This is a genomic window from Streptomyces sp. NPDC107654 (genome assembly GCF_055639035.1).
Genome location: NZ_JBVKBI010000031.1, coordinates 15,563 through 35,360 on the forward strand (window position 1 = coordinate 15,563; position 19,798 = coordinate 35,360).

The following is a 19,798-nucleotide window of genomic DNA, read 5'->3' on the forward strand; positions in this document are numbered from 1 at the left end:
CTACGGTCGGGGAAGTGCGCAGGGCACGGCCATCGCGGGGTCCCTCGGAGCTCCTCCCCCGCCGGTCCCGGAGGTATTCGGCGCCGACGGGCCGGCCGGACCCCGAGCCGGGTGGCCGTCGGCGGCGAAGCGGCAGGCCGGCGGGGACGCGTGGACGGTGTCAGGCCCGGCCTCCCCGCCCCGGCTCCTGCGACCAGCCGTTCCACCCCGGCCCCTCCGGCCGTCCGGCCCGATCCCCGGACCAGCCGTCGGCCCCGGCCCCTCGGACCTGCCGTTCGGAGCGGCTCGTGGGACCCTCGTTGTGGAGCCGGGACGGCACCGCGCCCGGCCCCGTGTCCCAGCCGTACCCCGTCCGCTCCCCCGTCGAGCCGCCTCCCACCCGGACCGCATCCGCACCCGGACCCACACCGCACCCGCCGCCGTCCCCCGCCCCGGCGCGGTGCCGTTCTCCGGTGGCAAGGTCGCCGTCACCGGCCCGACACCCGTTGTTCCGTGTCCGTCAGGCGGACCTCAGGGGCGGAAGGCACTGGGTGCCGGATACGGTGGTGACACCATGAGCGCTTCGCAGACCTCCGCCTCGGAGACCTCCGAGATCCCCACCCTCCTCGTCAAGATCTTCGGCAAGGACCGGCCGGGCATCACGGCCGGTCTGTTCGACACCCTTGCCGCCTACCTCGTCGACGTGGTCGACATCGAGCAGGTCGTCACCCGAGGCCGTCTGGTGCTGTGTGTGCTGGTGACCCAGCCCCCGGCCGGTCTGGAGGGCGACCTGCGGGCCACCGTGCACAGCTGGGCCGAGTCGATGAAGATGCAGGCGGAGATCATCTCGGGGCACGGCGACAACCGGCCGCGCGGTCTCGGCCGCTCCCTGGTGACCGTCCTCGGTCATCCGCTCACCGCCGAGTCGACGGCCGCCATCGCCGCCCGGATCGCGAAGGCCGGCGGCAACATCGACCGTATCTTCCGGCTCGCCAAGTACCCGGTGACGGCGGTGGAGTTCGCGGTGTCCGGTGTGGAGACCGAGCCGCTGCGCACGGCCCTGGCCTCCGACGCGGCGGCACTGGGTGTCGACATCGCGGTGGTCGCGGCGGGTCTGCACCGGCGTGCCCAGCGGCTGGTGGTCATGGACGTGGACTCGACCCTGATCCAGGACGAGGTCATCGAGCTGTTCGCCGCGCACGCCGGCTGCGAGGACCAGGTCGCCGAGGTGACGGCGGCGGCGATGCGCGGGGAACTGGACTTCGAGCAGTCGCTGCACGCGCGGGTGGCCCTGCTGAAGGGGCTGGACGCGTCGGTGGTGGAGAAGGTGCGCCAGGAGGTGCGGCTGACGCCGGGCGCGCGCACGCTGATCCGTACCCTGAAGCGCCTCGGCTACCAGGTGGGGGTCGTCTCCGGCGGCTTCACTCAGGTCACCGATGATCTGAAGGAACGGCTGGGCCTGGACTTCGCGCAGGCCAACACGCTGGAGATCGTCGACGGGAAGCTGACCGGCCGGGTCACCGGCGAGATCGTGGACCGGGCGGGCAAGGCCCGGCTGCTGCGCCGGTTCGCCGCGGAGGCCGGGGTGCCGCTGGCGCAGACGGTGGCGATCGGCGACGGCGCCAATGATCTGGACATGCTGAACGCGGCGGGCCTGGGTGTGGCCTTCAACGCCAAGCCGGTGGTGCGCGAGGCGGCGCACACGGCGGTGAACTTCCCCTTCCTCGACACGGTCCTCTATCTGCTCGGCATCACCCGGGAAGAGGTCGAGGCCGCGGACATGCACGACGACGAGGACTGAGCGGGTCCCCGCAGCCACCCGCCCCCGGAGGGCCCGGCACCCCGTGCGGTCCCGGGCCCTCCGGCGTCGGCGGCCTGCCTCGACCGTGGCGGCCGGCCCCGGGTCTGCGTCCTGCCTCGGTCCTGGCGGCCTGCCTCGGCGGCGGCCGGGCCCCGGCCGGCCGGGTCAGTCGGAGGGTGCCCAGTAGTCCCTGAGCGTGGCCACGGCGGGCTCCAGGCTCTTCCAGGGGCCGTCGAAGGAGAGCAGGGCGAAGGCGGCGGCGGGGAAGCCGCGGCGGTTCATCCGCGCGCGGGCGTCGTCCTCGGCCGCGCCGGCCAGGATGTCGGCCAGGCCGTGCACGCCTGGGTTGTGGCCGATCAGGATGACGTTGCGCGCCTCGTCCGGGACCTCGTTGAGCACGGCGATCAGCTCGCCGGGCGAGGCCTCGTACACCCGCTCCTCATAGATGGTCTTCGGCCGGTGCGACAGCTCGTGGACGGCGAGCTTCCACGTCTCGCGGGTGCGGGTCGCCGTGGAGCACAGGGCCAGGTCGAAGGTGAGGCCGGTGTCGGCCAGCTTGCGTCCGGCGACTGCGGCGTCCGTGCGGCCCCGCTCGGCGAGCGGGCGCTCGTGGTCGGGGACCTGGGGCCAGTCGGCTTTCGCATGCCGGAAGAGGACGATCCTGCGGGGTTCTGCGACGCTCATGGAACCCAGCTTCGCACGAAACAGGCCACCCGGCGCAGGGAGTTGACATGCGGATTCACCGCGCGAGGGAGCTTGCCGTCAGCGTGCGAGGAGTTGCTGGGCGCGCTCCAGGAGGTGTGCGATCGCCGGGTCGCCGCTCGCCGCGTGGGCGTCCGACGGGTTCAGTATCAGCATGAGCAGCACGAGGAACGCCAGGGCGGGCAGGGCCAGCGCCCACCAGGGCAGCCTGGTGTCGACGCCGCCCGTGGTCGCCGGGTGGGGCCGGGGGTGGGTGCGGGCCGGCATGGTCGCCTCCGTGGGTCTTCGAGCGGGTCCCTGACCGCCTGCCGCGGTCACCTCTCGAACCTACGGAATCCGGGCCCGCCAACCCATCCGGACTTCCACCCAGTTGACCCTGACCCTTACCCCCTAGGGGACGGGGGGCCATCCCCACCCCGGGCGGGGGGCTGCCGTCAGGGGGAGGCGATGGTCGCCACGATGGCGATGATCACGAAGATGGCGAGGAACGATCCGAAGACGAGCAGCATCTTCTTCTGGCCGTTCTTGGGGTTCGGGTCGAGCACAGGCTGCATGCGCCCAGTCTCGCACCCCGCCACGCGTCCGGCGGCGCCGGGGCGCCCGGGGCGGGTCAGCGCGTCGCCTCGTCCTCCACCGTGCGGTCGCGGCCCGCCAGGAAGCCCACCGCCATCTGCGGCACCATGAGGCCCGCCATGAGGGCGATCGGCAGCCCCCAGCCACCGCTCTGCTGGTAGAGCACGCCGACCAGCAGCGGGCCGGGGATGGAGATCAGGTAGCCGGTGCTCTGCGCGAACGCGGACAGCTGGGCCACGCCCGGACCGCTGCGGGCCCGCATGCCGACCATGGTCAGCGCGAGCGGGAAGGCGCAGTTGGACACGCCGAGCAGCAGCGCCCAGACCCAGGAGCCGCCGGCCGGGGCGAGGTAGAGACCGGCGTACCCGGCGAGTCCGCAGACGCCCAGGACCAGCACGATCGGGCCCTGGTGGGACAGACGGGTGGCGACTCGCGGGATGACGAAGGCCAGCGGGACGCCCATCACCATGGTGACGGCGAGCAGCACGCCCGCGGTGCCGGCCGGGACGCCGGCGTCCCGGAAGATCTGCGGCATCCAGCCCATGGTGATGTAGGCGGCGGTGGCCTGGAGGCCGAAGAAGACGGCGAGGGCCCAGGCGGTGCGGCTGCGGGTGATCCGCAGTGGAGCGTGCCGGTCCGCGGGCTCGCGCACCGGTCCCTCCGGCCGGGCGGCCCCGGCGCCGCCGTCGCGGACGCGGACCAGGGGCAGCCAGGGCAGCACCGCGGCGGCGGCGAGGGCCGCCCACACGGCGAGGCCGGGCTGCCAGCCGCCGCCCATGGCGTCGGTCAGCGGGACGGTCACCGCGGCGGCGAGGGAGGTGCCGAGGGCGAGGGCCATCGAGTACAGGCCGGTCATGGACCCGACCCGGTCGGGGAACCAGCTCTTGACGATGACCGGCATCAGGACGTTGCTGACGGCGATGCCCATCAGGGCGAGCGCGCTGGCGGCCACGAATCCGGCCGTGTTGCCGACGTACGGCCGTATGAGCAGGCCGGTGGTGATGGCGGCCATGCCGGCGCACACCACGGCGGCCGGTCCGAAGCGGCGGGCCAGGCGGGGCGCGGTGACACCGAAGACGGCGAAGCACAGCGGGGGCACGGAGGTGAGCAGGCCGGCGACGCTGCCGCTCATGCCGAGCCCGTCGCGGACCTCCTCCAGGAGGGCGCCGAGGCTCGTGATGGCGGGACGGAGGTTGAGTGCGGAGAGCACGATGCCGACGACGACCAGCCGGGTCGCCCACGCGCGCGTGCGGTGCGTCGCCCCGGGCGCCGCCTCCCGGGCGGCCCCGGCCGTGCCGCGTTCGGTCGATGACATCGCCGTACGGGTCTCCACTGTGCGGGTTTCCTCACTAGCCATGAGACCCATCATAGAATCATGGGATGATTGGTTGTCGATTCCGCCGGTCCTCCAGGTCCTCTCGGCCCCCTGGGTCCCGTCGGCTCTCCATGCCCTCCCGGCCCCCGCGGTCCACGCGCGCGGGCCTGTCGTGCGAAGGTGTGCCATGCCTTTGAGCCACCCGCGCCGGTCGGCGCTGTCCGAGCAGGTCATCGCCGCGTTGCGGCAGCAGATCACCTCCGGCGAGTGGCCGGTCGGCTCGCGCATCCCGACGGAGCCGGAACTGGTCGAGCAGCTCGGTGTCGCCCGCAACACCGTCCGCGAGGCCGTCCGCGCGCTCGCCCACAACGGTCTGCTGGACATCCGCCAGGGCTCGGGCACGTACGTGGTGGCCACGAGCGAGCTGGCCGGCGTGATGCACCGCCGCTTCGCCGGCGCCGACCCGCGGCACATCGCCGAGCTGCGGGCCACGCTGGAGTCGGCCGCGGCGAAGCTGGCCGCCGAACGGCGCACCGAGAAGGACCTCAAGCAGCTGGACACGCTGATGGCCCGGCGCGAGGAGGCCTGGGAGACCGGCGACGCGGAGGCGTTCGTGGCGGCCGACGCCACCTTCCACCTGGCCGTGGTGGCCGCCTCCCACAACGACGTGATGACCGCGATGTACGCCGACCTGGGCGAGGTGCTGCGGGACTGGCTGCGCGCGGACGTCGGGGCGGAGCTGACCCCGGAGACCCACATGGACCACACCCGCCTGCTGGACGCGATCCGCGCCGGGGACGCGGAGGCTGCGGCGACCGAGGCCGCGAGCTATCCGTTCCTGTGCGACCCGGGCCGGTTCACCGCGCCTTCTGGTGGCTGATCCAGACCGAGCGGACCTCCTTCCAGCACCGGCCGGTCAGCCGTACGGTCATGGCGGGCCCGGCGGCCACCGGGGCGCTGTCGGTGTCGATGTCCCACCAGCGGGCGCACTCGATGTGCAGTCGCACCCGGTCGGTGTCGACGTAGGGGTTGTGGCAGTAGGCCTCCACGTGGGAGCCCCGGACCGCCGTGCGGCAGGAGGCGCCGAACCGGCTCGGCGCGGGCGGCTTGGCGTCGTTCACGCGCGCGTGGGACAGCGCGTCGTACGGCAGGGACAGCACGAGGACCAGGGCCGCGGTCACCGGGGCCAGGCTGCGGGACAGGCGCACAAGGGGACCTCCTCGGCCGGGCTGCGGAGGGACGTGCGGGAAGGCGTAATCCAGGGTGCGCCGCCGGCGCGGCGGCGGCCCGGCCGGTGAGCCGAACGGGTGACGCCCCGCTCCCCGCGGGCGGCGGGAGACGGGGCGTCGGTGGGCTGCGGAGGTCAGGCGCCGATGGCGTGCAGGCCGCCGTCGACGTGGATGATCTCGCCCGTGGTCTTCGGGAACCAGTCGCTCAGCAGGGCGACGACACCGCGGCCGGCCGGCTCCGGGTCCTTCAGGTCCCACTCCAGCGGGGCACGGGTGTCCCACACGGAGGCCAGCTCGCTGAAGCCCGGGATGGACTTGGCGGCCATGGAGCCGATCGGGCCCGCCGAGATGAGGTTGCAGCGGATGTTCTGCTTGCCGAGGTCGCGCGCCATGTAGCGGCTGGTCGCCTCCAGCGCGGCCTTGGCCGGGCCCATCCAGTCGTACTGCGGCCAGGCGTACTGGGCGTCGAAGGTGAGGCCGACGACCGAGCCGCCGTTCTGCATCAGCGGCAGGCAGGCCATGGTCAGCGACTTCAGGGAGAACGCCGAGACGTGCATGGCGGTGGCCACCGACTCGAACGGCGTGTTCAGGAAGTTGCCGCCGAGCGCGTCCTGCGGCGCGAAGCCGATGGAGTGGACGATGCCGTCGAGGCCGCCCAGCTCCTCGCCGACCACGTCGGCCAGGCGCGCGAGGTGCTCGTCGTTGGTGACGTCGAGCTCGATGACCTTGGCGGGCTTCGGCAGCTTCTTGGCGATGCGCTCGGTCAGGGTGGGCCGCGGGAACGCGGTCAGGATGATCTCGGCGCCCTGCTCCTGGGCGAGCTTGGCGACGTGGAAGGCGATGGACGACTCCATCAGCACCCCGGTGACCAGGATGCGCTTGCCTTCGAGAATTCCGCTCATGGTGATCAGTGACCCATTCCCAGTCCGCCGTCAACCGGAATGACGGCTCCAGTGATGTACGAGGCGTCGTCCGAGGCGAGGAACCGCACCGTCGCGGCGATCTCCTCCGGCTGCGCGTAACGGCCGAGCGGCACCTGCGACACGATGTTGTCACGCTGCTCGTCGCTGAGCGCCTTGGTCATGTCGGTGTCGACGAAGCCGGGCGCGACGACGTTGAAGGTGATGTTGCGCGAGCCCAGCTCCCGGGCGAGGGAACGCGCGAAGCCGACCAGGGCGGCCTTGGAGGCGGCGTAGTTCGCCTGGCCCGCCGAGCCGAGCAGGCCGACCACGGACGAGATCAGGACGACCCGGCCCTTCTTGGCGCGCAGCATGCCGCGGTTGGCGCGCTTGACGACCCGGAAGGTGCCCGTGAGGTTCGTGTCGATGACCGAGGTGAAGTCCTCCTCGGACATGCGCATCAGCAGCTGGTCCTTGGTGACGCCGGCGTTGGCGATCAGGACCTCCACCGGACCGTGCTGGTCCTCGATCTCCTTGTAGGCCTGCTCCACCTGCTCCGGGTCGGTGATGTCGCACTTGACGGCGAGGAAGCCGGCCGGCGGCTCACCCGAGCGGTACGTGATCGCGACCTTGTCGCCGGCGTCGGCGAAAGCGCGGGCGATGGCGAGGCCGATGCCCCGGTTGCCTCCGGTGACGAGAACCGAGCGGCTCAACGGATCACCCTTTCGATAGCGGTCTGACACACCCGCCCGAACCCGTGGAGGCAGGCGGCTTCAGTCGAAAACCTATCGGTACCGCCGCGCGCGCGGGCAAGCGGGCACCGACAGTGGCGCGGGGGTGTCGCTGTCGGGACCCTACAGAACGGGCCGGTTCCGGGACCCGAAACATGTGGTCCGGCGGCCCGCTCCCACGACATGATCGGACCCGACAGGCCACGACAGCAGGGAGACCTCCGTGCCTCATTCCATCGACGAAGCCTTCACGGCGCTTCCCCTACGGGCCCTCGCCGACGCGGCACTCGCACGCGCGCGTGCGCTGGGGGCCGAGCACGCGGACTTCCGGTTCGAGCGGGTGCGCAGCGCCTCCTGGCGGCTGCGGGACGGCAGGCCCGCCGGATCCTCGGACACCACCGACCTCGGGTACGCGGTGCGGGTGGTGCACGGCGGTACGTGGGGCTTCGCCTCCGGGGTGGATCTGACCATGGACGCCGCCGCCCGGGTCGCCTCGCAGGCGGTGGCCATGGCGAAGCTGTCCGCGCAGGTGATCAGGGCCGCCGGGTCGGAGGAGCGGGTCGAGCTGGCCGGCGAGCCGGTGCACGCCGACAGGACGTGGGTCTCGTCGTACGAGATCGACCCGTTCTCGGTGCCGGACGAGGAGAAGTCGGCGCTGCTCGCGGAGTGGAGCGGCCGGCTGCTGCGCGCGAACGGCGTCGACCACGTGGACGCCTCGCTGCTCACCGTCCACGAGAACAAGTTCTACGCCGACACGGCCGGGACGGTGACCACCCAGCAGCGGGTGCGGCTGCATCCGCAGCTCACGGCGGTGTCGGTCGACGAGTCGAGCGGCGAGTTCGACTCGATGCGCACCCTCGCGCCGCCGGTGGGCCGCGGCTGGGAGTACCTGACCGGGACGGGCTGGGACTGGGACGGCGAGCTGGAGCGGATCCCGGAGCTGCTCGCCGAGAAGATGCGGGCGCCCAGCGTGGAGCCGGGCCTGTACGACCTGGTGATCGACCCGTCCAACCTGTGGCTGACCATCCACGAGTCCATCGGGCACGCCACGGAGCTGGACCGGGCGCTCGGCTACGAGGCCGCGTACGCCGGCACCTCCTTCGCCACCTTCGACCAGCTGGGCAAGCTGAGGTACGGCTCCGAGCTGATGAACGTCACCGGCGACCGCACCGCCGAGCACGGCCTCGCCACCATCGGCTACGACGACGAGGGCGTCGAGGCCCAGTCCTGGGACCTGGTGAAGGACGGCACGCTCGTCGGCTACCAGCTGGACCGGCGGATCGCCCGGCTGACCGGGTTCGAGCGGTCCAACGGGTGCGCGTACGCCGACTCCCCCGCGCACGTCCCGGTGCAGCGCATGGCCAACGTCTCGCTGCGGCCCGATCCCGCCGGGCTGTCCACGGAGGGCCTGATCGGGGGCGTCGACCGGGGCATCTACGTGGTCGGCGACCGGTCCTGGTCGATCGACATGCAGCGGTACAACTTCCAGTTCACCGGCCAGCGCTTCTTCAAGATCGAGAACGGGCGGATCACCGGGCAGCTGAAGGACGTCGCCTACCAGGCCACGACCACGGACTTCTGGGGCTCGATGGCCGCCGTGGGCGGACCGCAGACGTACGTCCTCGGCGGTGCCTTCAACTGCGGCAAGGCCCAGCCGGGCCAGGTGGCCGCCGTGTCCCACGGGTGCCCGTCCGCCCTCTTCAAGGGCGTCAACATTCTGAACACCACGCAGGAGGCCGGCCGATGAGCGCCCGCACCAACAAGCCGCACGAGGTCGTCGAGCAGGCGCTCGCGCTGTCCCGCGCCGACGGCTGCGTCGTCATCGCCGACGAGCACTCCACCGCCAACCTGCGCTGGGCGGGCAACGCGCTCACCACCAACGGCGTGACCCGGGGCCGTACGCTCACCGTGATCGCGACCGTGGACGGCAAGGAGGGCACCGCCTCGGGGGTGGTGTCACGGTCCGCGGTCACCGCGGAGGAGCTGGAGCCGCTGGTGCGGGCCGCCGAGGCCGCCGCGCGCGGTGCCGGGCCCGCCGAGGACGCGCAGCCGCTGGTCGACGGGGTACCGGAGTCCCCCGACTTCACGGACGCGCCCGCCGAGACCACCTCCTCGGTGTTCGCCGACTTCGCCCCGGCCCTCGGCGAGGCCTTCGCACGCGCGCGTGCCGGCGACCGGGAGCTGTACGGCTTCGCCAACCACGAGATGGTGTCGACGTACCTGGGCACGTCCACCGGGCTGCGCCTGAGGCACGACCAGCCCACCGGCACGCTGGAGCTGAACGCCAAGTCGCCGGACCGCACCCGCTCGGCGTGGGCCGGCCGGTCCACCCGGGACTTCAAGGACGTCGACCCGGGCGCGCTCGACGCCGAGCTGGCCGTACGGCTCGGCTGGGCGGAGCGTCGCGTGGACCTGCCCGCGGGCCGCTACGAGACGCTGCTGCCGCCCACCGCCGTGGCGGACCTGCTCATCTACCAGCTGTGGTCGGCGTCGGGCCGGGACGCGGCCGAGGGCCGGACGGTGTTCTCCAAGCCGGGCGGTGGCACCCGGGTCGGCGAGCGGCTGAGCGAGCTGCCGCTGACCCTGCGCAGCGACCCGAACGAGCCGGGCCTGGAGTGCCCGCCCTTCCTCATCGCCCACTCCTCCGGCGGCGACCAGTCGGTGTTCGACAACGGGCTGCCGGCCCACGCCACGGAGTGGGTGGACAGGGGCGTGCTGAAGCACCTGACGACGACCCGGCACAGCGCCTCCCTGACCGGGCTTCCGGTCGCGCCGGCGCTCGGGAACCTGATCCTGGACGGCGGCAACCGCTCCCTGGAGGAGATGGTCGCGGACACCGAGCGCGGGCTGCTGCTGACCTGCCTGTGGTACATCCGCGAGGTCGACCCGGCCACGCTGCTGCTGACGGGGCTGACCCGGGACGGCGTCTACCTCGTGGAGAACGGCGAGGTGACCGGGCAGGTGAACAACTTCCGGTTCAACGAGTCGCCGGTGGACCTGCTGGGCCGGGCCACGGAGGCGGGCCGGACGGAGAAGACGCTGCCGCGCGAGTGGAGCGACTGGTTCACCCGGGCCGCGATGCCCGCGCTGCGGATCCCCGATTTCAACATGAGCTCTGTCAGTCAGGGCGTATAACCTCGTAGACGTTCGTGGTCGGGTGTCACCCGACTGCCCGAAGATCATCAAGGAGACACGAGAACCGTGACGGACATCGTCGACGAGCTGAAGTGGCGGGGGCTCATCGCCCTCTCCACGGACGAGGACGCACTGCGCAAGGCGTTCGCGGACGGCCCCGTCACGTTCTATTGCGGCTTCGACCCGACCGCGCCGAGCCTGCACCTCGGCAACCTGGTGCAGATCCTGACGATGCGCCGCATCCAGGAGGCGGGCAACCGTCCGCTGGCGCTGGTCGGCGGTGCCACGGGCCTCATCGGCGACCCGAAGCCCACGGCCGAGCGCACGCTGAACGCGCCGGAGGTCGTGGCCGGCTGGGTGGAGCGGCTGCGCGCGCAGATCGAGCCGCTGCTCCACTTCGACGGGCCGAACGCCGCGGTGATGGTCAACAACCTGGACTGGACCCAGGGCCTGTCGGCCATCGAGTTCCTGCGGGACATCGGCAAGCACTTCCGGGTCAACAAGATGATCGCCAAGGAGGCCGTCTCCCGGCGGCTCAACTCCGACGCGGGCATCAGCTACACCGAGTTCAGCTACCAGATCCTGCAGGGCATGGACTTCCTGGAGCTGTACCGGCGGCACGGCTGCACGCTGCAGACCGGCGGCAGCGACCAGTGGGGCAACCTCACCTCGGGCACGGACCTGATCCACCGGGCCGAGCCGGACGCCGTGGTGCACGCGCTGGGCACCCCGCTGATCACCAAGGCGGACGGCACCAAGTTCGGCAAGACCGAGTCCGGGACGGTATGGCTCGACCCGGAGATGACCACGCCGTACGCGTTCTACCAGTTCTGGGTCAACGCGGACGACCGGGACGTCTCCAAGTTCCTGCGCATCTTCAGCTTCCGGTCCCGGGAGGAGATCGAGGAGCTGGAGCGGCAGACGCAGGAGCGTCCGCAGGCCCGGGCGGCCCAGCGGGCGCTCGCCGAGGAGCTGACGACGCTGGTGCACGGCGCCGACCAGACGGCCGCGGTGATCGCAGCGTCGCGGGCCCTGTTCGGGCAGGGCGAGCTGGCGGAGCTGGACGGGCGGACGCTGGCCGCGGCGCTGTCCGAGGTGCCGAACGTCCAGGTCACCGAGCTGACTCCGGTGGTGGACCTGCTCGCCGAGGTCGGCCTGGTCGCCAGCAAGTCCGCTGCGCGGCGGACCGTGAAGGAGGGCGGTGCCTACGTGAACAACGTGAAGGTCACCGCCGAGGACGCGGTGCCGTCGGCGGAGGACCTGATTCACGGGCGGTGGCTGGTGCTGCGGCGCGGGAAGAAGAACCTGGCCGCGGTGGAGGTCACGGGCGCCTGAGCGTCGTGGGGGCGCCGGCGGCTGCGGCTTTCGCCGTGGTTGCTCGCGCCTCCGCGACGGGTCGTGGTTGTTCGCGCCTGCGCGGCGGAGCCGTCTCCGCGTCCCTTCCCCGTTTCCGGGCTCAGGCCCGCTGGGTTCTCCGCTTGCCCAGCGTCGCCATGTAGAGGGCGTCGACGGCCGCGACGATGATGATGGCGGCCACCAGCTGGAAGATGTGCCGGCTCCAGTCGATGCCCCGGGTCGCCTCCACGCCGACCGCGCGGGCGACCGCGTTGCCCACGATGGCGCCCAGCATGCCGCAGATTGTGGTCAGCCACAGGGGGCTGTGCTGCTTGCCCGGGATGATCGCCTTGGCGATGAGGCCCAGCACGAATCCCACGATGATCGCCCACAACCAGCCCATGGCTGCCTCCTCGTACGGCTCGACGTGAGCATTACGGCCAGTGTGGTTCGCACCGCCGTACGGCGCATGTCGGGTTCGCCCGTACGCGGCGGGGGCCCGGGGCGTCGTCGCAGGCAGGGGCGACCCGGTCTCGTCGGCGGCGGGAGCGCGGCGTACCGTGGGACGTGTCCCGGCCCGGTTTCCCCGCCGGGTGGGGACTAGGGTGCGGGCCGGGGAGAGTCCGATGCGGGCGGATGGTGGAATGTGATGCGGAAACAGCACGGCGGCGGCGTCCAGGTGTTCCGGATCACCGGTGCCCGGACCGGGCTCGCCGAGGATGTCCGGGGCCGGCAGCGGCGGTACGTGATCTCGATGTCGATCCGTACGCTCTCGGTGATCCTGGCGGTCGCGCTGTGGAACGTCGAGCGGCATGTCGCCATCGCCGCGCTGGTGCTCGGTGCGGTCCTGCCCTACATCGCCGTGGTGATCGCCAACGCGGGCCGGGAGCGGCCGCCGTCCCTTCCGTCGACGTTCGTCGCCACGCCGGTGCGGCCGATGGTCGCGCCGGTTCAGGAGAAGCCCGAGGCCGAGGACGTGCCACCGAATCCGGCCGCCGGAGTGCGCGGTGAGCACCCCGGACCCGCCTGAGCAGGGCGAACGCGGCCGAAGCGGAATGCATTTATGCGCCAACCTCAAGAAAAGCTCAGATCAATCCTGCTGTTCCGGTGCCGGGTGGCAGGGTACCCGTGACATACTGCGTACGCGCTCCGCATCCCCCGTCGGAGCGATGGACCGACGCCGGGCAGCTCCCCCCGTGGCTGCCCGGCGTCGCCCTGTTTGCACCCCTTCGGACCGGCCCTTGGCCGGCCCCTTCTCGATCCCCTTCGTGAGACGAACCGCGAGACGAAACCGTGAGTGACGAGACCCCGATCTGCTCCGCCAAGGGCTGCCGCGCCGCCGCCGTGTGGGTGCTGGCGTGGAACAACCCGAAGGTCCACACCCCGGAGCGGCGCAAGACGTGGCTGGCCTGCGAGGAGCACCGCGAGCATCTGTCGCAGTTCCTCGGGGTCCGGGGGTTCCTGAAGGACGTGGTGGCGTTCGAGGAGTGGCGGGCGGCCGAGGAGGCCTGAGCCCCGTCGCCCGGCCCGGACATCCAGCCCGGACCCGGTCCGGTCAGTGGCCCCGTCAGCGGTCCCTAGCCTCCGATCGCGGACATCGGGCGGTCGGGCTGGACGAACGACGGGTCGTCCAGGCCCGCTCCGGCCTTCTTGCCCCACATCGCCTGGCGCCAGACGCGGGCGATCTCCTCGTCCGGGGCGCCCGAGCGCAGGGCCGCTCGGAGGTCGGTCTCCTCGGTGGCGAACAGGCAGGTGCGAACCTGGCCGTCGGCGGTGAGGCGGGTGCGGTCGCAGGCGGCGCAGAACGGCCGGGTGACCGAGGCGATCACACCGACCCGGTGCGGGCCGCCGTCGACCACCCAGCGCTCCGCGGGTGCCGAGCCGCGCTCCTTGGCGCCCTCGGGGCTGAGGTCGAAGCGGGTGCGCAGGGAGGCGAGGATGTCCCCGGCGGTGACCATGCCCTCGCGCTTCCAGCCGTGCTGGGCGTCCAGGGGCATCTGCTCGATGAAGCGCAGCTCGTACTCGTGCTCCATCGCCCAGGCGAGGAGGTCCGGGGCCTCGTCGTCGTTCAGCCCCGGCATCAGGACGGTGTTGACCTTGACGGGGGTCAGGCCGGCCTCGCGGGCGGCTTCGAGGCCGTCCAGCACGTCCTTGTGGCGGTCGCGGCGGGTGAGGGTCTTGAAGACGTCCGGGCGCAGGGTGTCCAGGGAGACGTTGACCCGGTCCAGGCCCGCCGCCTTCAGGGCGTTCGCGGTGCGGCGGAGGCCGATGCCGTTGGTGGTGAGGGACATCTGCGGGCGCGGGTCGAGGGCCGCGACGCGCTCGACGATGCCGACCAGGCCCGGGCGCAGCAGCGGTTCGCCGCCGGTGAAGCGGACCTCCTCGATGCCGAGGACGCGGACCGCGATGTCGATGAGGCGGACGATCTCGTCGTCCGTGAGCAGGTCGGGCTTGGCCAGCCACTGCAGGCCCTCCTCGGGCATGCAGTAGGTGCAGCGCAGGTTGCAGCGGTCGGTCAGCGAGACCCTCAGGTCGGTGGCCACTCGGCCGTAGGTGTCGATGAGCACGTGGGCCCCCTCCCTCTCCCGATCACTCATTTTCGGTCGTACGTACGTCCTCCGTCACCTGCGAGCCTACGTGACCTCACCGACATCGACAGCGACCCGATCCCACGAGGTACGACGCGACCGCGTCGTAGGACCGTACAGTCCCGTACGACGCGGCCGTCCGTACGAACCCTCAGTGCGCTCCGGTGCCGGTCAGGGACCGCACCTCCAGTTCCGCGTACTTGCCCTCGTCCGGGGCCTCCTTCGACAGCAGGGTGCCCACGACGCCGAGGAGGAAGCCGACCGGGATGGAGATGATGCCGGGGTTCTCCAGCGGGAACCACTGGAAGTCGGCCTCCGGGAACATCGAGGTCGGCTTGCCGGAGACGACCGGGGAGAACAGCACCAGGCCGACCGCGGTGACCAGTCCTCCGTAGATGGACCACAGCGCGCCCGTGGTGGTGAACCGCTTCCAGAACAGGCTGTAGAGGATGGTCGGCAGGTTGGCGGAGGCGGCGACCGCGAAGGCGAGGGCGACGAGGCCGGCCACGTTCAGGTCGCGGGCCAGGGCGCCGAGCACGATCGAGACCGCGCCGATGCCGACGGTGGCCCATCGGGCGGCGCTCACCTCCTGCTTCTCGGTGGCCTGGCCCTTCCTGATGACGTTGGCGTAGATGTCGTGCGCGAACGAGGAGGAGGAGGCCAGGGTCAGGCCGGCGACGACCGCGAGGATCGTGGCGAAGGCGACCGCGGAGATGGTGGCGAGCAGGACGGCTCCCCAGGTGGAGTCGACGCCGCCCAGGTGCAGGGCGAGCAGGGGGGCCGCCGTGTTGCCCGCCTTGTTGGAGGTGATGATCTCGTCCGGTTCGATGAGCGCGGCGGCGCCGAAGCCGAGGGCGAGGGTCATCAGGTAGAAGGCGCCGATCAGGCCGATCGCCCAGATCACGGACTTCCGGGCCGCCTTGGCGGTGGGAACCGTGTAGAAGCGGATCAGGATGTGCGGCAGGCCGGCGGTGCCGAGGACGAGGGCGATGCCGAGCGAGAGGAAGTCCAGCTTGGTGGTGCCGGTGCCGCCGTACTTCAGGCCGGGCTCCAGGAACGCGCTTCCCTTGCCGCTGTTGTCGGCGGCCTTGCCGAGCAGCTCCGAGACGTTGAAGTCGAACTTGAGCAGCACCAGGAAGGTCAGCAGCAGGGCGCCGATGATCAGCAGGACCGCCTTGACCATCTGGACCCAGGTGGTGCCCTTCATGCCGCCGATGGTGACGTACACGATCATCAGCAGGCCGACCAGGGCGACGATGCCGATCTTGCCGCCGTCGCTGGTGATGCCGAGGAGCAGGGAGACGAGGACGCCGGCGCCGGCCATCTGGGCGAGCAGGTAGAAGATCGACACGACGATCGTGGAGGTGCCGGCGGCGGTGCGGACGGGGCGCTGGCGCATCCGGTAGGCGAGGACGTCGCCCATGGTGTAGCGGCCGGAGTTGCGCAGCGGTTCGGCGACCAGGAGCAGGGCGACGAGCCAGGCGACGAGGAAGCCGATGGAGTACAGGAAGCCGTCGTAGCCGAAGAGGGCGATGGCGCCGGCGATGCCGAGGAAGGACGCGGCGGACATGTAGTCGCCGGAGACGGCGAGGCCGTTCTGGAAGCCGGTGAACTGCCGGCCGCCGGCGTAGAAGTCGGCGGCGTCCTTGGTCTGCCGGCCGGCCCAGACGGTGATGACGAGGGTCGCGGCGACGAACACCGCGAACAGGGTGATGATCAGCGTCCGGTGTTCGCTCGCCTCGCCGGCGGCGAGCAGGGTGTGCGACGCCCGGCCGGCGGCCGTCAGGGTGTGCTGCGCGGGACTCATGCTCCGCCCTCCATCCGGGACTTGATGGCCTCGGCCTTCGGGTCGAGCTTGGCGGCGGCGTGCCGCGCGTACCACCAGGCGATGAGGAACGTGGTGAGGAACTGGGCCAGGCCCAGGACGAGGGCCACGTTGATGTTGCCGGCGACCTTGGTGCCCATGAAGTCGCCCGCGTAGCTGGAGAGCAGGACGTACAGCAGGTACCAGGCGATGAAGGCGATGGTCAGCGGGAAGGCGAAGGAGCGATGGGCGCGGCGCAGTTCACCGAACTCCGCGCTCTGCTGCACCTCGGTGAACTCCTCGGTGGAGGGAAGGGAAGCTGGGGGTTTCGCGGGTGGCGGTGTCTCGGTAGCCACGGGCTCTCCTCGCGTCACGGACATGCGCTGTCTGGCCTCTCAGGACCGGGGTCACGTTACCGTGAGTCGTGTGACGACTCCCGTGCGTGATTCCGGCGGGGCCGACTCGACGGGCCCCGTCCACGGTCACGGCGCCCCGCGCGGACCGGTTCACGTCCGACGGACCCTTTCGGAGATCGTGCGCGGCAGATAGCTTCGGCCTGCACCACTCGTCATGTACCTGCCCGAGCATCACCTGTGTCTCGGGCGGTTCCGTATCCGGATGATGTGGAGATCCCATGGCTCATCTGCGTTCTAGACGCCGCCTCGCGCTCGCCGTGCCGGTCGTGCTGTCGCTGACCGCCTCGCTCGGCTTCCTGCCGTCGGTGGCCTCGGCGGCGCCCGTCGCCGGTACGGTGGCACGGGCGGCGGACGGTCCGAACCTCGCCTACGTGGTCAACACCCGCGCCGACCACCGCACGATCGAGTCCGTGCGGCACGAGATAGCGCGCAACGGCGGGACGGTCGTGGCGAGTTACGACCGGATCGGCGTCATCGTCGTCCACTCCGCGAACCCGGACTTCGGCGCGCGGATGCGTGCGGTGCGCGGGGTCGACTCGGCGGGCGCGACCCGTACGGCACCGCTCAGCGCGGCGGGGACCACCGACGAGGGCGCGGCACAGGCCCTGTCCCGGTCGGAGCAGGCACGGCTCGCGGCGAGCGCGGCGGCGGGCGAGGAGCCACTGGAGGCCGATCAGTGGGACCTGCGGGCGATCGGCGCCGACAAGGCCGCGCGGATCAACCCCGGCAGCCGGAACGTGACGGTCGGTGTCATCGACACGGGCGTCGACGACACCCACCCGGACATCGCCCCGAACTTCTCCGCGTCCCAGTCGGCGAGCTGCGTGAGCGGCAAGGCGGACACCACGTACGGCGCGTGGCGGCCGGCGGACGCCGACCACTACCACGGCACCCATGTGGCCGGCGAGATCGCCGCGGCCCGCAACGGCATCGGTGTGGCGGGGGTGGCGCCCGGGGTGAAGGTCGCGAGCATCACCGTGGCCCAGCCGGACGCGACCTCGCTGTTCTACCCGGAGAGCGTGGTCTGCGCGTTCGTGTTCGCCGCGGACCACGGCATAGAGATCACCAACAACAGTTACTACGTTGATCCATGGCTGTACAACTGCATGGACGACCCCGATCAACGTGCCATCGTTGACGCGGTCAACAGGGCCCAGCTGTACGCACAGCGCAAGGGCACGCTCAACGTCGCCTCGGCGGGCAACTCCAACGACGACCTGGACGCCGACGCGATCGTGGACGACTCCAGCCCCGACGACTCGACGGCCCACACCCGCACGGTCGACCCCCACGAGTGCTTCGACGTGCCGACCCAGCTGCCCGGTGTGGTGACGGTGAGCGCGGTGGGCGTGAAGGGCACCAAGTCGTACTACTCCAGCTACGGCCGGGGCGTGGTCGACGTCGCCGGCCCGGGCGGCGACAAGTACCAGATCCCGGACACGCCGTCGAAGAACGGCCGCATCCTGTCCACCATGCCGAACAACCAGTACGGGTACCTGCAGGGCACCTCGATGGCCTCGCCGCACGTCGCCGCGGTGGCCGCGCTGCTCAAGTCGGCCCACCCGCACGCCACTCCGGCCCGGCTGCAGGCGCTGCTGAAGGCGGAGGCGGACAACCCGGGCTGCCCGACGGAGCCGTACGACGGCGACGGCGACGGCGTCGTGGACGCGACGTGCGCCGGGGGCAAGCGGGTGAACGGCTTCTACGGCTTCGGAATCGTCAACGCGTTGCGGGCCGTCAGGCAGCGGTAGTTCACGTCAGGGGCGTCCACCTCGCTATGCATGCTTGATCACTCTCCGGTTCATATTGATTGAATCAATAATGCATAGTGAAGTAATGATTGAAATCAAGGATGCCTGGGAGGCGCTGGGCGGGCGGCCCGGTCCGGTGTCGCGGGTCTCGGCCGTCGTGCGCCGGGACGTGCTCGATGCGAGGCTGCCCGTCCGGGAACTGGCACGCGCGTGTGTGGGGGCGTGTGCGCTGGCCGCCGCGGAGCTGGGGGCGCGGCGCGCCGGGCTCGCGGAGGTGCCGACGGTCACCGTGGACGACGGCGCGGTGGCCGCGGCCTTCCACAGCGAGCGGCTGATCGAGGTCGACGGCCGGGCACCGGTCGTGTTCGCGCCTCTGTCGCGGTTCTGGCGGACCGCCGACGGCTGGGTGCGCACCCACGCCAACTACCCGCACCACCGGGACCGGCTGCTCGCCGCGCTGGGCCTGCCCGCGGACGCCTCGGCGGAGCAGGTCGCCGGCAGGCTCGCCGAGCGCTCCGCCCTGGAGACCGAGGAGGCCGTCTTCGACGCCGGCGGCCTCGCCGTTGCCCTGCGCACCCCGCGGGGGTGGCGGGCGCACCCGCAGGCCGCCGAGGTGGCCGCACGGCCGCTGGTCGAGCGGACGGTGCTGGACACGGCACCCGCGCGCGTACTGCCGCCCGTGGACCGGTCCGCCGCTCCCCTGCTGCCCGCGGCCGGGCTGCGCGTGCTGGACCTGACCCGGGTGCTGGCGGGTCCGGTCGCCACCCGCACCCTGGCCCTGCTGGGCGCGGACGTGCTGCGCGTCGACGCCCCGTGGTCGCCGGAACTCCCGGACCTGCACGCCGACACGGGCTTCGGCAAACGGTCCGCCACGCTGGACCTGGCCGCCGGCCGGGACACCGTGGAGGAGCTGCTGAGCACGGCCGACGTCGTGGTGACCGGGTACCGGCCGGGCGCCCTCGACCGGTTCGGGCTCGCCCCGCGCGCGCTGGCCGAGCGGCACCCCGGTCTGGTGGTGGCCCAGGTGTCGGCGTGGGGCGGGTACGGGCCGTGGGCCGGGCGGCGCGGCTTCGACAGCCTGGTGCAGGTCGCGACCGGCATCGCGGTCACCGAGGGCACGGCGGACCGGCCCGGCGCGCTGCCCGCGCAGGCGCTGGACCACGGCACCGGCTACCTGCTGGCGGCGGCAGTGCTGCGGGCGCTGACCGAGCAGTCGTACGACGGCGGGAGCCGGCTGGTCCGGCTGGCACTGGCCCGGACCGCCCACTGGCTGACGACCGGCATCCACCCGGAGTCCCCGGACCAGGTCGCTTCCTACCCGGGCCCGGGCCCCTGGCTGACGGAGACCGACAGCCCCCTCGGCCGACTGCGGCACGCCCGCCCGGCCGTGTCCTTCACCGACGCCCCGACCGACTGGGCCCGGCCTGCCACACCCTGGGGGGCGGAGTCGGCCGTGTGGCGGTGAGACGTCCGCGCCTGGCCGGGCCCACCGGACGCGGCTGGTCGTACCGGGCCCGGCTGGACGGCCGCCGTTGACACG

At 72.0% G+C, this 19,798-nt stretch carries 20 protein-coding genes; 9 read left to right on the forward strand and 11 right to left on the reverse strand.

The features are described from left to right. The first annotated feature begins 553 nt into the window (after nt 1-553). Nucleotides 554-1,780, forward strand: coding sequence for a phosphoserine phosphatase SerB (gene serB, locus ACZ7N4_RS34745; protein WP_471366954.1), 1,227 nt, complete (start codon nt 554-556; stop codon nt 1,778-1,780). A gap of 165 nt (nt 1,781-1,945) precedes the next feature. Here the strand turns inward: serB and ACZ7N4_RS34750 are convergent, their stop codons facing one another. From ACZ7N4_RS34750 to ACZ7N4_RS34765, 4 genes are all read right to left on the reverse strand, one after another. Then, nucleotides 1,946-2,464 (reverse strand): SixA phosphatase family protein, encoded by a 519-nt coding sequence (locus tag ACZ7N4_RS34750; RefSeq protein ID WP_471366956.1) that lies wholly within the window; start codon nt 2,462-2,464, stop codon nt 1,946-1,948. Nucleotides 2,465-2,542: 78 nt separating this feature from the next. Further along, nucleotides 2,543-2,749 (reverse strand): hypothetical protein, encoded by a 207-nt coding sequence (locus ACZ7N4_RS34755; RefSeq protein ID WP_471366958.1) that lies wholly within the window; start codon nt 2,747-2,749, stop codon nt 2,543-2,545. Nucleotides 2,750-2,916: 167 nt separating this feature from the next. Beyond that, nucleotides 2,917-3,036, reverse strand: coding sequence for an SGM_5486 family transporter-associated protein (locus ACZ7N4_RS34760; RefSeq protein WP_256464729.1), 120 nt, complete (start codon nt 3,034-3,036; stop codon nt 2,917-2,919). 56 nt (nt 3,037-3,092) lie between these two features. Continuing rightward, nucleotides 3,093-4,424: a CynX/NimT family MFS transporter gene (locus tag ACZ7N4_RS34765; RefSeq protein WP_471366963.1), complete on the reverse strand. Its 1,332-nt coding sequence runs from the start codon at nt 4,422-4,424 to the stop codon at nt 3,093-3,095. A gap of 133 nt (nt 4,425-4,557) precedes the next feature. Here ACZ7N4_RS34765 and ACZ7N4_RS34770 point away from each other — a divergent pair, with 133 nt between their 5' ends. Further along, a complete protein-coding gene (locus tag ACZ7N4_RS34770) occupies nt 4,558-5,250 on the forward strand; it encodes a FadR/GntR family transcriptional regulator (protein ID WP_471366967.1) in 693 nt (230 codons plus the stop codon). Here the strand turns inward: ACZ7N4_RS34770 and ACZ7N4_RS34775 are convergent. The 3 genes from ACZ7N4_RS34775 to fabG all read right to left on the reverse strand — a co-directional run bounded on the left by ACZ7N4_RS34775 (nt 5,228) and on the right by fabG (nt 7,211). Next, nucleotides 5,228-5,578: a hypothetical protein gene (locus tag ACZ7N4_RS34775; RefSeq protein WP_471366970.1), complete on the reverse strand. Its 351-nt coding sequence runs from the start codon at nt 5,576-5,578 to the stop codon at nt 5,228-5,230. The two genes, ACZ7N4_RS34770 and ACZ7N4_RS34775, sit on opposite strands and share 23 nt — an antisense overlap. Before the next feature lie 155 nt (nt 5,579-5,733). Continuing rightward, on the reverse strand, nt 5,734-6,501 hold the full coding sequence (gene fabI, locus ACZ7N4_RS34780; RefSeq protein WP_189306993.1) for an enoyl-ACP reductase FabI: 768 nt from the start codon (nt 6,499-6,501) through the stop codon (nt 5,734-5,736). 5 nt (nt 6,502-6,506) lie between these two features. Beyond that, the gene (gene fabG / locus ACZ7N4_RS34785; protein ID WP_467923818.1) at nt 6,507-7,211 is read right to left on the reverse strand and encodes a 3-oxoacyl-[acyl-carrier-protein] reductase; all 705 of its coding nucleotides are present in this window, start codon (nt 7,209-7,211) and stop codon (nt 6,507-6,509) included. Between the two features lie 241 nt (nt 7,212-7,452). Between fabG and ACZ7N4_RS34790 the strand changes: the two genes are divergently transcribed. The 3 genes from ACZ7N4_RS34790 to tyrS all read left to right on the forward strand — a co-directional run bounded on the left by ACZ7N4_RS34790 (nt 7,453) and on the right by tyrS (nt 11,699). Then, nucleotides 7,453-8,976, forward strand: a complete 1,524-nt coding sequence (locus ACZ7N4_RS34790) for a TldD/PmbA family protein (protein WP_471366976.1) — start codon at nt 7,453-7,455, stop codon at nt 8,974-8,976. Beyond that, nucleotides 8,973-10,364: a metallopeptidase TldD-related protein gene (locus ACZ7N4_RS34795; RefSeq protein WP_471366978.1), complete on the forward strand. Its 1,392-nt coding sequence runs from the start codon at nt 8,973-8,975 to the stop codon at nt 10,362-10,364. Before ACZ7N4_RS34790 ends, ACZ7N4_RS34795 begins: the two co-directional genes overlap by 4 nt. 66 nt (nt 10,365-10,430) lie before the next feature. Beyond that, nucleotides 10,431-11,699: a tyrosine--tRNA ligase gene (gene tyrS, locus ACZ7N4_RS34800; RefSeq protein WP_471366980.1), complete on the forward strand. Its 1,269-nt coding sequence runs from the start codon at nt 10,431-10,433 to the stop codon at nt 11,697-11,699. 121 nt (nt 11,700-11,820) lie between these two features. Here the strand turns inward: tyrS and ACZ7N4_RS34805 are convergent, their stop codons facing one another. Then, nucleotides 11,821-12,102 carry a GlsB/YeaQ/YmgE family stress response membrane protein gene (locus tag ACZ7N4_RS34805; RefSeq protein ID WP_471366984.1) on the reverse strand — a complete coding sequence of 94 codons (282 nt, stop codon included), beginning with the start codon at nt 12,100-12,102 and terminating at the stop codon, nt 11,821-11,823. Nucleotides 12,103-12,348: 246 nt separating this feature from the next. Between ACZ7N4_RS34805 and ACZ7N4_RS34810 the strand changes: the two genes are divergently transcribed. After that, entirely contained in the window at nt 12,349-12,729 is a 381-nt protein-coding gene (locus ACZ7N4_RS34810; RefSeq protein WP_471366988.1) for a DUF3099 domain-containing protein, read from the forward strand. 263 nt (nt 12,730-12,992) lie between these two features. Continuing rightward, nucleotides 12,993-13,211 (forward strand): hypothetical protein, encoded by a 219-nt coding sequence (locus ACZ7N4_RS34815; protein ID WP_189307007.1) that lies wholly within the window; start codon nt 12,993-12,995, stop codon nt 13,209-13,211. 65 nt (nt 13,212-13,276) lie between these two features. Here ACZ7N4_RS34815 and moaA read toward each other — a convergent pair whose 3' ends face one another. From moaA to ACZ7N4_RS34830, 3 genes are all read right to left on the reverse strand, one after another. Further along, nucleotides 13,277-14,266 (reverse strand): GTP 3',8-cyclase MoaA, encoded by a 990-nt coding sequence (moaA, locus tag ACZ7N4_RS34820; protein ID WP_471366994.1) that lies wholly within the window; start codon nt 14,264-14,266, stop codon nt 13,277-13,279. A 172-nt stretch (nt 14,267-14,438) separates the two neighbouring features. Further along, nucleotides 14,439-16,094 carry a solute symporter family protein gene (locus ACZ7N4_RS34825; RefSeq protein ID WP_471366997.1) on the reverse strand — a complete coding sequence of 552 codons (1,656 nt, stop codon included), beginning with the start codon at nt 16,092-16,094 and terminating at the stop codon, nt 14,439-14,441. Further along, nucleotides 16,091-16,447, reverse strand: a complete 357-nt coding sequence (locus ACZ7N4_RS34830; RefSeq protein WP_471366999.1) for a DUF485 domain-containing protein — start codon at nt 16,445-16,447, stop codon at nt 16,091-16,093. Before ACZ7N4_RS34830 ends, ACZ7N4_RS34825 begins: the two co-directional genes overlap by 4 nt. A 278-nt stretch (nt 16,448-16,725) precedes the next feature. Here ACZ7N4_RS34830 and ACZ7N4_RS34835 point away from each other — a divergent pair, with 278 nt between their 5' ends. Further along, a complete protein-coding gene (locus tag ACZ7N4_RS34835) occupies nt 16,726-18,258 on the forward strand; it encodes a S8 family peptidase (RefSeq protein WP_471367002.1) in 1,533 nt (510 codons plus the stop codon). 85 nt (nt 18,259-18,343) lie between these two features. Next, a complete protein-coding gene (locus tag ACZ7N4_RS34840; protein WP_471367006.1) occupies nt 18,344-19,723 on the forward strand; it encodes a CoA transferase in 1,380 nt (459 codons plus the stop codon). Nucleotides 19,724-19,798 lie beyond the last annotated feature (75 nt).